The following is a 13,153-nucleotide window of genomic DNA, read 5'->3' as shown; positions in this document are numbered from 1 at the left end:
CCGGTTTCTGCGAAGTCGGTTGGGGAGAGCGTCCGCCGCGCCCGTCTGTCAGGGAGCGGCGGACGGGCCTCGTCGCGGCGGGCGCGGGTAAACGGGGATAGGACCGGTCACGGGAACTGGTCCTGCATATGGCGGATGGCCGCGCGTTTGGCGAACGGATCGCGGCATGGCGTGGACACGTCCGCGATGATCCAGCGGCATTCCAGCCGGCCGGATACCGGGTTCGTCCGCCAGCGTGCGGTCGGGCCGCGCCGAGGCGCGGACGGGTGGGAGGTCCGTGTCCGCGGCCGTGCCGGAACGCCGGGCAGCAGGCGCGCCAGGATATGGGCCCAGCAGTGGAAGGGGTTCTTGATCTTCATGTCTCACCTCGCGGGGCCGTCGCGGCGCCCCGGGGTGAGGCTGAACATGTCAGGCTCGACCGGCCGGCCGCAACGGCGTGCTTTCTCGACTACTGTCGCTTGGCATGGTTCGGTCTTTCTCCAATGTTCCGGCCGGGGAGAACCCGTCCGGCTGACGATTGCTGGCTTACGCCTGTCCGCAGGCTCACGCCAGCATCCATGGGGATTGAACGCTATACGTTCGCTTCTCTGGGATATACCAAGGTATATGTTTGCAGCTGGGAGAGTGCCGCCCCGCAAGATTCGCAGCCGCCACGGGGTGATGCTGGAGTCAGGGCTGGGCTGCCTCGCCTCCGAATGGGGAAGGCCCGGAACGGAGGCCGTGGCACGGGAACGACGCGATGGGGCCTCAGGAAACGAGACCTCCTCCAAGCGGCAGGCTCGAAGCCGTTCCCGCCGATCCGCCTAGACCTGTGCGGCCAGCGTTTTGAGCGCGGCCGAGCGATCGAGCCAACCGATCTGGCGGCCGCCTTCGACGACGGGGAGGGGGCCTTCCGCGGCCACGAGGTCGGGGGCGATCTCGGCGATCGTGGCACCGGCGTTCACGCCGGATGTCGATGGGCCGGTGTCGGGGGTCATGATCGATGCCACCTTGACGACCCGTGCGGGTGGGACCTTGGCGACGAAGCGGCGGACATAGTCGGTGGCGGGCTCGGTCACCAGTTCTTCCGGCGTGCCGATCTGGATAATGCGGCCGGCTTCCATGATCGCGATGCGGTCGGCGAGGCGGATGGCCTCGTCGAGGTCGTGGGTGACGAAGACGACGGTGCGGGTCTGGGTTTTCTGGAGCCGCAGCACTTCGGCCTGGAGGTCGGCGCGGATCAGCGGGTCGAGGGCCGAAAAGGGTTCGTCGAGGAACCAGAATTCGGGATTGGTGGTGAGCGAGCGGGCGATGCCGACGCGTTGCTGCTGGCCGCCCGAGAGTTGTGCCGGGAAGCGCGTTTCCCGGCCCTTCAACCCGACAGTCTCGATCAGCTCCATGGCGCGGGCCTCGGCTTTCGGGCGCGGCATTCCCTGCACTTCGAGCGGGAAGGCGACATTTCCGACGACGGTTCGGTTGGGCAGGAGCGCGAAATGCTGGAACACCATGCCCATGCGCTGGCGGCGCAGCTCGACCAGTTCCTTGTCGCCGAGTTTCAGGACGTCGCGGCCGTTGAAGGCGATTTCGCCGGCGGTCGGCTCGATGAGGCGGGTCAGACAGCGCAGCAGCGTGGATTTTCCCGAGCCCGACAGGCCCATGATGGCGAAAACCTCGCCGCGGCCGATCTGGAAGGTGGCGTCCTGTACCGCGCCGACAAGGCCCGCGGCGGCGAGCGCTTCCGGCGTGCGCGCCTCTGCCGGCAGGCGGCGGAACGCGCCGGCATCGCGGCCGAAGACTTTCCAGATGCCCTTCGCGTCGATTGCAGCCGGTGCATTCCGATCGGGTGCGGCGTCAGGCATGGGCCTCTCCTTCGTGTCTTGCAGCGCGCAGCGCGCCGGATTTCAGCAATGCATCGGCGACGAGCGCGATGGCCGCGACGCAGAGGCCGGCAACGATGCCCGGCCCCGTCTCGCCGCGGGAAAGCGAGGTGTAGACTTCCTGCCCCAATTCGCGCGTGCCGACGAGGGCGGCGATGACCAGCATCGAGAGCGCCATCATCACCGTCTGGTTGACGCCGAGAATGAGCGTCGGCAGGGCGGCGGGCAGGCGCACGAAGCGGAAGGACTGCCAGGGCGTGCATCCGGACATGAGCGCGGCCTCGATGCGTTCGGAGGGCACATGCGCCATGCCGGCCATGCCGTAGCGCACGGCCGGCGCCACCGCATAGGAGACGATGGCGATCAGCGCGGAAAAGTCGCCATTGCGGAAGAGCATGACGGCCGGCAGCAGATAGACGAGGGTCGGCAGGGTCTGCAGCGTGTCGAGCGCCAGTTGCACCGGATGGTGCAGGCGGGGATGGCCCGAGACCCAGATGCCGAAGGGCAGGCCGATGGCGAGCGCCAGCGCGACCGAGAGCACCGTGAGATAGATCGAGGACATGGCGGCCTGCCAATAGCCGGTGACCAGCACGAAGAGCAGCAGCAGGAAGACGGTGAGCGCGGTGCGCATGCCGCCCAGGGCATAGCCCGCCAGCGCCAGCGCGGCGAGGACCAAGCTCCAGGGTGCGGACTGAAGTAGATTGCGGAAGGGGTTCATCACGCCGAGCAGCATGCCGGTGCGGATCGCCTCCAGCGGCTCGTAGAAATTCTGGTTGATCAGGCTGACGGCGCCGTTCCAGAACGGAGCGGTCGTCAGCGTCCAGGCGCCGGGCCAGGCCGAAAGCGCGGGCAGTGCGAGGCTGGCAACGGTCGGCACGATGAGCAAGAGCGCGGCGATCAGCGTGTCGCGCCGGCTCCACAGGCCCTGCCGTCCCGTCGACTGGTTGTGCGCGGCGGCCTGCGTCAGGCGGTCGAGCACCACGGCGAGCGCGACGATGCCCATGCCGGCCTCGAAGCCGGCACCGAAATCGAGGCGGCGCAGTGCCCTCAGCACGTCGTAGCCGAGGCCGCCTGCGCCGATCATCGAGGCGATGATCACCATGTTGAGCGTCATCATCACCACCTGGTTGAGGCCGATGGCAAGGCGCGGCGCGGCCACCGGCAGCTCGACCTTCCACAGCGTCTGCGCCCGGCTGCAGCCGGTCATGCGGGCGAGCTCCAGCGTTTCGGACGGCACGGAACGCAGCGCCAGCACCGTGGCATGCACCATGGGCGGCAGGGCATAGACGACGGTGGCGAAAAGCGCGGCGCTCGGGCCGTAGCCGAAGAGCAGCAGCGTCGGCAGCAGGTAGGAGAAGATCGGCACGGTCTGCATGACGTTCATGATCGCCCGCAGCCAGATCTCCGCATGGGCGGAGCGATAGGCCCAGATACCCATGGCAAGGCCGAGAACGAGGGCCGCGACGACGCAGATGACGACCGAGGCGAGGGTCGTCATGGCCGAAGCCCAGAGGCCGAAGAAGACGAGATAGGCGCCGGCGAGAAGCGTGAGGACGGCAAGGCCGCGGCCGGAAAGGCGAAGGCCGAGCAGCGCGGCGGTCAGGATCACGCCGAGCCAGCTCAGCGGCGGCGCGAGATGGACCTTGTTGAAGCCCGCCCCCTTCACCCAGCCGTCGGCCAGCATGAATTTCAGCCAGTCGATCGGCATCTGCGCCGCGGCGGCCAGCGCGCGGGTGAGATCGGCGATCTTGACGCCGAAGATCGCCGCATCGCGGGCAAACCAGTTCATGCCCGCGCCGACCCAGTCGGAAACCGGCAGGAGTGCCTGATCGGAAAGATGCGTGAAGGACGCCGGCATCAGCAGACTGGCAGCGACGACGACCAGCGTCAGCGCAAGGCCAATCCAAAGGCCGTGCCCGCCTGTCGCATCCTTCGGCCTTGCCAGGACATCCGCCATGTCATGCTCCTCCCAGAGTGGATGTTTTGGCCGGGGCCGGATTTGCCAGCCCCGGCCATCCGGTTATTTTTCAGCGCAGGCCGCCCAGGAGCGCCATTTGGCTTCGTTGGTCTTCGCCCATTCCATGGCGACCTCGTTGACGGCGCGGCCCTTCACATCGACCTCGTAGACGAGGTCGCCGAGTTCCTTGCCGTCGAGGGTGAACTTGCGCACGATATCGTAGGCGCAGGGCCAGACCTTCTCGCCGCCGGCCCAGGCCATCTTCTTGATCCAGCCTTCCGGCTTGCCGCAGTCATGGGTCGCCGTCTTGTTTTCGCCCCAGGACGGATCCGTGTAGCAGGCTTCCTCATACGGAGGGAACTTGACGAAGGAGCCGGAGAAGACCGACGGCACCCAATGCGGCTGGTAGACCCAAAGGATGATCGGCGCCTTGCGTTCGTAGGCGGACTGGAGTTCGGCGAACATGGCCGCTTCCGTGCCGGCATGAACGACCTCGAAAGGCAGGTCGAGCGCCTTCACACGCTCCTCGTCGAAGCCGCCCCAGCTGACGGGCGCGCCGAGATAGCGGCCCTTGGGCGCGGTTTCCGGCGAGGAAAAGGCTTCGGCGCAGTTCTTCAGCGCCTTCCAGTCCGGCAGGCCGGGGCACTTTTCCTCCATGTAGGAGGGGTACCACCATTCTTCCTTGGCGTGCGGGCCGAGTTCGCCCATGTCGAGAACATTGCCGGTCGCAAGCGACTTGGTGAAGGGCTTGTCCTGCGTCGTCTGCCAGGTTTCCAGCGCGATGGTCAGGTCGCCGGTCTCGAAGCCAGGATAGCGGGCGCTGTCGTCGGCGACGACCGTCTCCACGCTGTAGCCATAGGTCGACAGGATGATATTGAGGATCTCGGTGTCGATCAGCATCGAGGACCAGTCGGCCACCATCAGCTTGATCGTATCGGTGGATTCCGGCTCGAAGGCCGAGGCCGGTGCCGCGGCCCCGAGGCTGAGCGCCAGCATTGCGGATGCTATCAGTCGTTTCATGGTCATACCCCTCTTGTTTATGGTGATGTTCAGCCCTTGGCGTACCAGCCGTTGTCGACATAGAGCGCCTGCCCGTTGACGAAGCTGGCATCGTCGGAGGCCAGCCACAGGGCGGCGGCGGCCACCTCTTCCGGCTCGCAGAGCCGTCCCTGCACGGCGTTGAGATCGGCCTCGTTCCAGTTCTGGCCGAGGCCGTCGAGCTCGACGATCTCGCGCAGGCCATGCGCCGTCTTGACGAAGCCGGGGCAGACGGCGTTGGCGCGGATGCCGCGATCGCGATATTCGATGGCGATGGAGCGGGCGAGCTGGAGAACCGCGCCCTTGGTCATGCAGTAGAGGCTTTCCAGCGCAAAACCCTTCTCCCCGCCGATCGAGGAGGTGATGACGATCGAGCCGCCGCCGTTTTCCAGCATGTGCGACACGGCCTCGCGGCAGACGACGAAGGCCGAGCGGACATTGATGTCCATCAGCCGGTCGTAATCCGCATCCGTGCTTTCGTGCAGCGGCTTGACGATGATCGTGCCGGCATGGCTGAACAGCGTGTCGACGCGCCCCCACTTGGCCGTAACGGCGGCGAACGAGGCGCGCACAGCCGCCGTGTCCGTCACATCGGTCTTAAGGAAGACCGCCTCGCCGCCCGCGGCCTCGATTTCGGCGGCGGCTTCTTCGCCGGCGGCGGCCTGGATGTCGAAGATGGCCACCCGCGCCCCGGCTTCCGCGAACATCAGGGCCGCTGCGCGGCCCATTCCGTTGGCGCCGCCGGTGATGATCGCCGTCCTCCCCTCGAGCCGCCCTGTTGCGGCCGTTCGTCCGACGACCTTCGACGCGATGTTCATGGCGTTCCTCCCGAATGGATCATTGGTATGGACTTAATACCAATGAATCGGAGCGCAGTTGTCAAGCGTCTATTTAGGCAGCCGTGAAATTTAGGATTTTCCCAATCGGGAAAGCGGCTTGCCGCATTGTTCTGCCGGAATGTCTCAGGCCGCGGACCGGGTCATGCGGCGGATCGCGGCCCAGAGCATGCCGTGCAGGTCGGCCATCGCGGCTTCGGCCGCTTCGGCGTCTTCGCTCTGCAGAGCGTGCAACAGGCCTTCGAAGGATCGCACCGCCTCGGAGGCGGAGCTGTCGGGCAATGCGCCTTCGAAGGGCAAAAACAGTTCGGCGAGGCCGTCCTCGATGGCGCGGGCCAGCAGCGGATTCTGCGAGGCGTCGCCAAGCGCGAGCAGGAACAGCGCCTCGGCCTGTTTGCGCTGTGGCGCGGTCCCGGCGGCATGCATCATGTCCGTCGCCTGGCGCAGGCGCTTGAGGTCGGCCATGCCGCGCCGGGCGGCGGCCAGGCGCGCGGCGGCGAGCTGGTTGACGGTCAGGAATTCCACCACGCGCATGGCGGCGGCCGGTGCGCGCGACATCCGTCGGCGCGCAAGCTGGGTCAGGCGATCCTCATCGGTGACGAAGGCCCCGCCCTGGGCGCCGCGGCGCACGGTGATGTACTGGTTGGTTTCAAGCACGCGCAACGCTTCGCGCAGCGTCACGCGGCTGATGCCGAACCTGTCGGAGAGCTGGCGCTCGGCCGGCAGTCGCTCGGCGGGCAGCAGGAGGCCTGAATGGATCTGCCGGCGCAGCAGATCGACGGCGAGCCCGTGCGCCGCCTGCGGCTCGACAGGTCTCAGGCCCCAGAGCACGGGTCACACCGCTGTGAATGTATTGTCGACGAAGATTTCCGCGCCGTTGACGAAGCTCGAGGCATCCGAGGCGAGAAACAGGGCGACTTCCGCGACCTCCTCGGGCTCGCAGATGCGGCCCTGCATGGCGTTGACGTCGTTTTCCGACGCGAAAATCCCGTAGCCGCGCAACTGTTCGATCTCATGTTCACCATGCTGGGTGCGAACGAAACTCGGGCAGATCAGGTTGGACCGGATCCCCTGATCTCGATACTCGACGGCCAATGCCCGCGCAAGTTGATGCATGGCGGATTTCGAGGCGCAATAGAGCGCCTCGAGATGGGTCGCCGCGCGCACGCCGGTGGTCGAGGTGAAGACCAGCACGCCCTTGCCCCGCTCCAGCATTTCGGGAAGCACGAGCCTCGTCATCAGGAAGGCCGACTTGGCATTGTTGTCCATCAGCTCGTCCCATTCCTCCAGCGTGCATTCGAGGAACGGTTTCACGATGATGATGCCGGCATGGTTGAACAGGACGTCGACCTGGCCGAAGGCGTCCTTCGCCGCCCAATAGGCGATCTCCGCTTCCTCCGGGCGCGACACGTCGGCATGGACGAAGGCGACGTCGAGACCGCGGGCGCAAAGCGTCTCGACCAGATGCCGGGCGGCTTCCGCATCCCGGTCCGCGATCATCACGCGCGCACCTTCTTCGGCAAACAGCTTCGCGCTCGCCGCCCCGGCACCCTTCGCGCCGCCGGTGATCAGGATCGACTTCTTCAGGAGACGTTTCATGGTATGAGAAATAGACCAATAAGGGCGGCAAGTCCAGATGGACAGAAGCCGCCCGGGAAGCTGGTCCTAGATGTGATACGTTTCCGTATGTCCGTCGACCGCGATGGCCTGCCCACTGATCATGCCGGCGGCCGGCGATGCGAGGAACAGGCAGAGGTCGGCGATCTCCTTCGGTTCGGTAAAGCGCTTGATGGATTGGCCGCTGGTATATTCACGCCGGATTTCGTCCGGCGACGTCGAGCGCAGGTTGGCCTCGGCGGCGATGACGCGGTCCATCCGGTCGCCGGAGACCGAGCCGGGGCAGATCGCGTTGACGCGGATGTCCCAGTCGCCGAGCTCGACGGCCATGGACTTCGTGAGGCCGATGACCGCCCATTTCGCCGCTGCATAGGGCGTCCGCAGTCCGTAGCCGAACAGGCCGGCGGTGGACGACAGGTTGATGATGCTGCCGCCGCGTTTCTCCTTCATGAGGGGGATCGCGCATCGGCTCGTCAGGAACTGGCTGTTCAAACACACGTCGATACATTTGTACCAGCCGTCGATGGCGATGTCTTCCAGCCGCCCGGTCGGGCCGGCAATGCCGGCATTGTTGATGAGGACGTTGAGGCTGCCTGCCTCGGCCTTCACCGTGGCAAACCAGGCCTCGATTTCCTCCGGCGAGGTGACATCGACCCGGCTTGCCCTGATGGCGGGATTTTCCGCCGACATGGTTTCGACCGCTGAGGCATCGGCGTCGGAAACGAAGACACGGTGGCCGGCGGCCGCGAATGCTTCGGCGACCGCGCGGCCGATCCCCGAGGCGGCGGCGGTAATCATGACGGTGAGAGGCGCGGACATTATGCTGCTATCTCCAGAAAGAGGACGATGCGGGCGGCATCGCCGCCGCCCGCATTTTGGGCCGCCTTATACGTTCGTCAGCCAGCATTTGACCGGGGCGAGCGCATTCATCAGCGGTGCGTTCGGATCGTCGGTCCACCCGCCGACATTCTGGCCGACGGCGTCGATGAAGTTGCTGAACATAGGCACAATGGTGCCGCCCTCGTCGCGGATCGTGAGGGCGAGCTTGCGGTAGAGATCGACACGCTTGCCGGCATCGAGCTCGCCGCGGGCGAGGACGACGGTCTTGTCGAACTCCTCGTTCGAGAAGGCGGATTCGTTCCAGGCGGCGCCCGTCGTGTAGATCGTGGAATAGACCATGTCCTGCGTCGGTCGGCCATTCCAGTACGAGGCGCAGAAGGGGCGCTTGTTCCACACGTCCGACCAGTAGCCGTCGCCGGGGATGCGCTTGATTTCCAGCGGAATGTTCGCTGCGGCGGCACTCTGCTGGAAGATCTGACACGCATCGACCGCGCCGGGAAACGCCACTTCCGAGGTCTCGATCAGGACGGGGCCCTCGTGGCCGGACTTCTTGAAATGGAAGCTCGCCTTGTCCGGATCATAGGCGCGCTGCTCAAGATCGTCGGCGAAGAACGGGTAGAACTTGTTGATCGGCACGTCGTTGCCGAGCGTGCCGTGGCCGAGCAGCACCCGGTCGAGAAGGGACTGGCGGTCGATCGCGTATTTCAGGGCGAGGCGCAGGTCGTTGTTGTCGAAGGGCTTGGCGTTCGTGCGCATGACGAGGACATAATGGCCACGGCTCGGGACCGACTTGACCGCGACGGTCTTCAGGTTCGCCACGAGTTCGGCTACCTTCGGCGCGACACGGTTGATCATGTCCACCTGCCCGGACTGCACGGCGGCGATGCGGGCGGTGTCGTCGTTGATGATCGTCACGTCGAGCGTGTTGGCATGGCCACGGCTGTCATCCCAGTAGTCGGCATATTTCTCGAAGACGTAACGCACGCCGGGCTGCTGGCTGACGACCTTGTAGGGGCCGGCGGCGATGCCGTCCGCCGGGTTGGCGCGACCGCCGTCGGGCTGGATGAGAAGGTGATAGTCCGCCATGATATAGGGGAAGTCGGCATTCGGATCGGCGAGTTCCGCGATGAATTCGTTGCCGGAGGCCGTCATCTTCGTGATGCCCGCCATCAGGCCGAGCGCGGCGGAATTGCTCGAGCTGTCGGCATGGCGCTTCATCGTCTCGACGACGTCGTTCGCGGTCACGGACTTGCCGTTGTGGAAGGTCACGCCCTCGCGGATCTTGAAGGTCCAGGTCTTGGCATCCTTGGAGGAGCCGAATTCCGTCGCCAGGCGCGGAACGATCTCGCCCTTGGCATCGACTTCGAGCAGCTTTTCCCCGAACTGCGCCATCAATGTATTGGGCCCCTCGCTCGCCGCCAAAGCGGGATCGAGCGTATCCGTCGTCTGGCCGCCGCCAAGGCCGACGCGCATCGTGCCGCCCTTTACCGGCCCTTCGGCGCGCGCGGCACTGGTCAGAAGACCGGAGGCGAGCGCCGAGGCGCCCAGCATTGCGGCGCGGCCCAGAAACGACCGGCGGTCCATCTTTCCGCGGGCGACCAGATTGGCCAGATACTTCAATTCGTCAGACATCGGTTCCTCCTCCCAAGCTGGCCTCCCAGCGTCGGCAGCCCCTTTTCCATCCGGGACGCCGCGGCAGTTTCAGCGCCGGGCCAGCACTGAAGGCTCGCATGTCTGCCGGGCGTGACATGACTATTCTGGACATGATTTTGAGGAATCCGGACATGGCTCGATTCCGAACCGAGCGGTGGACCCCGGCCAGATCGCGGTGTGCGACCGGTCGGCGAACAGTGGGCGCCCGCGCAATCAGCGGGATAGGTTTTCAGGCAGCGAGAGAGGAATGGGGCGTGACCTGTCCCACAGGCGGCAAGGGCTTCGGCGGGATGGGCGCCGGCTCCAGCCATTGCTTCCTGAGCGCCCGGCTCTCATGCGGCGACATGCCTTCGAAACTTCGGTACATCTTCGAGAAATGGGAGGCGGAAACGAAGCCGCAGGCGATGGCGATCTCGACGACCGGCATCGTCGTCTGCCGCAGAAGGGACCGTGCGCGCTCGATCCTGAGGCGCATGTAATATTTGCCCGGGCTGCAATCGAATGTGTCGCGGAAATAGCGCTCCATCTGCCGCCGTGAAATCCCGGCCCTGATCGCGACGAGGCTCAGCGCGATCGGATCGGCGATGTTCTCCTCCATGATCCCGACGAGCGTTCGAAGGTTCGGATTGTCGACGCCGAGGGGCAGCATGTAGGGCAGCCTTTGCCGTTCGGAACCGTCGCGGAGGCTGGCGACGATGGCGAGCTGGCAGATCGCGGCCGCCGTGCCCTTGCCTTCCTCGCGCCCGATGATCTCCAGCATCATTTCGAGCGAGGAGGTGCCGCCGGCGCAGGTGTAGATTCCGTCATCGACCGCAAGGATCTGGGCGCTCGGCTGGACGTCGGAAAAGCGCTCGGAGAACGCGGCGAGGTTTTCCCAGTGGATCGTGCATCGGCGCCTGTCGAGCAGGCCGGCCTGGGCGAGCAGGTGCGCGCCGGTGCAGACGGCGCCGAGCGTGATGCGCGCCTTCCGGCATTCGCGCAGCCAGCTCGCAAGGCTCCGGCTGGCGTATCGCTCGACGTTCTGACCGGAGCATATGACGACCATTCGCGTGGCGGCGGCCCGCGTCTGGCCCCTGGCTTCATCGAGCGACAGGTCGGCGCCGAGCTGGAGACCGCAACTTGCCCGCACGGGCCCGCCGTCGGACGAGACGATCCTCCACGCGTATTTCTCGCGGCCGAGGACCTGATTGGCGAGACGGAGCGTTTCGAGCGCCGTGGTGAAGGCGAGCATGGTGAATTCGGGCGTGATGTAGAAGTAGAAGACGCTCTTCGGCCCGGGAGCGGCGTTCATGGGTCTCTTCCTCCTCAGAGCCCGAGGGCGTGGCGCTGTCGCGCCGCGAAGCCCTGGATCAGGCGGTCGGCCACCAGCGCGAGGATCGCCATCGCGGCGCCCGCCGCGACGCCCAGACCGACATCGCCCTGGCCGAGCGCGAGATAGATCTGCTGGCCGAGGTCGGTGGTGCCGATCAGCGCGGCGATCACCAGCATCGAGAAGGCGTAGAGGATCGTCTGGTTGAGGCCGAGCAGGATCGTCGGCGCGGAATAGGGAATCCTGACCTCGCGCATGACCTGCCATTCGTCCGCCCCGGAGGCGACGGCGGCCTCGATCAGCTCCTCCGGCGTGGAGGTGAGGCCGTGCTGCGTGTAGCGGATCATCGGGACGATGGCGTAGGCGCAGATGGCGAGGAAGGCGGAAAATTCGCCGATCTGGAAGAACATCAGCACGGGAATGAGGAAGACGAAGAGCGGGATGGTCTGGAGGAAGTCGCAGACCGGGCGCATGACCCGCCAGGCGTTCTCGCTGACGGCGCACAGCAATCCCAGTCCGCCGCCAGCGACCACACAGACGAGGACCGAGGCCGCGCAGAGATAGAGCGAGAGGAGAGCGGGCTCCCAAAGCCCCATCAGGAGGACGGCCCCCACCATCAGCACGGCGAAGGCGGCGAGCTTCGGCCCGCCGGCAAGCCAGCCAAGGCCGCCGAGTGCGACGAGCACGAAGGGCCAGGGCAGGTTGGCGATCCCGGTGACGAGGATGCCGGTGGCAACCAGCAGCGACAGGCCGGCAAGCGCACGATTGCGCAAGCCCAGCACGACCGCGGCGGCGGCAGCCACGCTGAAGACGGCGATGCTGATGCCGGTAGTCCACTGGAACCCCCAGGTGAAGGGGAGCACGGCCTCGTCGAGGCCGATGCGCAGCGGTAGGAGGACGAAGAACATCGTGGTGTTTTTCAGGCCCTCGAGAACGGCACCGTTCGCGGCGGTGAAGGCGCCGAGATAGCGATCGATGACGGCCGTCGTGCCCTTGAACGCCGCAAAGTCGTTCGCGGCGGGAAGCAGCGAGCCCTGAAGGGCGGCAATGACGATGCCGAGCAGGAGGATCGCAGCCGTGACCTTCCACGAGTGCCGCTTGCGATCCCGCGCAAGGGCGCTGCTCATGCGATCGGCGAGGACGGCGAAGATCACGATGACGACGCCGGCGATCAGGCTCTGGCCGAAGGCGGCCTTGCGCATCGTCAGCAGCACTTCCCAGCCGATATCGTTGAAGCCGCCGATGACAGCGGCGATGATGACCATCGACAGCGCGGCCATGATGGTCTGGTTTACGCCCACCATGATCTGCTGGGCGGCCGAGGGGATCTCGACGAGGATGAGCTGCTGGGCGCGCGTCGCGCCGTTCATGATGGCGGCTTCGCGGATATCGGGCTCGACGCGCTGCAAGCCGAGAAGGACGTTGCGCGCCATCGGCGGGGCGGCGTAGATCACCGATGCGATGAGGCCGACCACGGGACCGAAGCCGAACAGCAGCAGAAGCGGCGTGAGATAGGCGAAGGTGGGGACCGTCTGCATGATGTCGAGCATGGTCTCGACCGCGCGCCGGACCGCGCGGAACTCATAGGCGAACACGCCGATCAGGCCGCCGACGATGAGCGCGAGGGGCACCGAGACGAAGACCAGCGCCAGCGTGTTCATGCTGGCGACCCAGTACCCGCTGGCAAGAACGAAGCCGAGGCCGGCCAGCACGAGCGCGACCATGCGTTTGCCGCCGATGTGCCAGCCGAGCGCAGCGAGGACGCCGATCGTCAGGGCATAGGGCGATCCGACGAGAAGCCGGTTCGCGCCGACCATCGGATATTCCAGCAGTTTGGCGACGAAGCGTGCGGCCGGTTTCAGGAATTCGAAGGCCGTCGTCAGGCCGCTGCCGATCCACGCCGTCGCGGGAAGCGTCAGCGCCTGCGGCCAGGTCCTGATCCAGGCCTGACTGGGGGCGAGCAGAAGACAGGCCGCGCCGACGAGCACGCAGAGGAGCGCGACGCGCACGCCGGGCGTCAATCCATTCATGCGCGTCTTCTCGATCT

At 66.1% G+C, this 13,153-nt stretch carries 11 protein-coding genes; all 11 read right to left on the bottom strand.

Annotated features, from left to right (window positions below):
- Window positions 1–107 precede the first annotated feature (107 nt).
- The 11 genes from ShzoTeo12_RS24545 to ShzoTeo12_RS24495 all read right to left on the bottom strand — a co-directional run bounded on the left by ShzoTeo12_RS24545 (window position 108) and on the right by ShzoTeo12_RS24495 (window position 13,136).
- Entirely contained in the window at window positions 108–359 is a 252-nt protein-coding gene (locus tag ShzoTeo12_RS24545) for a hypothetical protein (RefSeq protein WP_318912857.1), read from the bottom strand.
- A gap of 444 nt (window positions 360–803) precedes the next feature.
- Window positions 804–1,838, bottom strand: a complete 1,035-nt coding sequence (locus ShzoTeo12_RS24540) for a quaternary amine ABC transporter ATP-binding protein (protein ID WP_318912856.1) — start codon at window positions 1,836–1,838, stop codon at window positions 804–806.
- Window positions 1,831–3,813, bottom strand: a complete 1,983-nt coding sequence (locus ShzoTeo12_RS24535) for an ABC transporter permease (RefSeq protein ID WP_318912855.1) — start codon at window positions 3,811–3,813, stop codon at window positions 1,831–1,833. The genes ShzoTeo12_RS24540 and ShzoTeo12_RS24535 overlap by 8 nt, the downstream gene beginning before the upstream one ends.
- A gap of 63 nt (window positions 3,814–3,876) precedes the next feature.
- A complete protein-coding gene (locus ShzoTeo12_RS24530; RefSeq protein ID WP_162911241.1) occupies window positions 3,877–4,833 on the bottom strand; it encodes an ABC transporter substrate-binding protein in 957 nt (318 codons plus the stop codon).
- Window positions 4,834–4,862: 29 nt separating this feature from the next.
- Complete coding sequence (locus tag ShzoTeo12_RS24525; protein ID WP_318912854.1) at window positions 4,863–5,669, bottom strand: SDR family oxidoreductase; 807 nt, start codon at window positions 5,667–5,669, stop codon at window positions 4,863–4,865.
- Window positions 5,670–5,813: 144 nt separating this feature from the next.
- On the bottom strand, window positions 5,814–6,518 hold the full coding sequence (locus ShzoTeo12_RS24520) for a FadR/GntR family transcriptional regulator (RefSeq protein ID WP_318912853.1): 705 nt from the start codon (window positions 6,516–6,518) through the stop codon (window positions 5,814–5,816).
- A gap of 3 nt (window positions 6,519–6,521) precedes the next feature.
- Window positions 6,522–7,286, bottom strand: coding sequence for an SDR family oxidoreductase (locus tag ShzoTeo12_RS24515; RefSeq protein ID WP_318912852.1), 765 nt, complete (start codon window positions 7,284–7,286; stop codon window positions 6,522–6,524).
- A gap of 66 nt (window positions 7,287–7,352) precedes the next feature.
- A complete protein-coding gene (locus ShzoTeo12_RS24510; protein ID WP_318912851.1) occupies window positions 7,353–8,123 on the bottom strand; it encodes an SDR family oxidoreductase in 771 nt (256 codons plus the stop codon).
- A 66-nt stretch (window positions 8,124–8,189) separates the two neighbouring features.
- Window positions 8,190–9,776: an ABC transporter substrate-binding protein gene (locus ShzoTeo12_RS24505; protein ID WP_119255068.1), complete on the bottom strand. Its 1,587-nt coding sequence runs from the start codon at window positions 9,774–9,776 to the stop codon at window positions 8,190–8,192.
- A 250-nt stretch (window positions 9,777–10,026) separates the two neighbouring features.
- The gene (locus ShzoTeo12_RS24500; protein WP_318912850.1) at window positions 10,027–11,088 is read right to left on the bottom strand and encodes a GlxA family transcriptional regulator; all 1,062 of its coding nucleotides are present in this window, start codon (window positions 11,086–11,088) and stop codon (window positions 10,027–10,029) included.
- A gap of 14 nt (window positions 11,089–11,102) precedes the next feature.
- Entirely contained in the window at window positions 11,103–13,136 is a 2,034-nt protein-coding gene (locus ShzoTeo12_RS24495; protein ID WP_318912849.1) for an ABC transporter permease, read from the bottom strand.
- Window positions 13,137–13,153 lie beyond the last annotated feature (17 nt).

The organism is Shinella zoogloeoides, from assembly GCF_033705735.1.
In the GTDB taxonomy this organism is placed as follows: Bacteria; Pseudomonadota; Alphaproteobacteria; order Rhizobiales; family Rhizobiaceae; genus Shinella; species Shinella zoogloeoides_A.
This window is presented reverse-complemented; position numbering and strand designations above follow the sequence as displayed.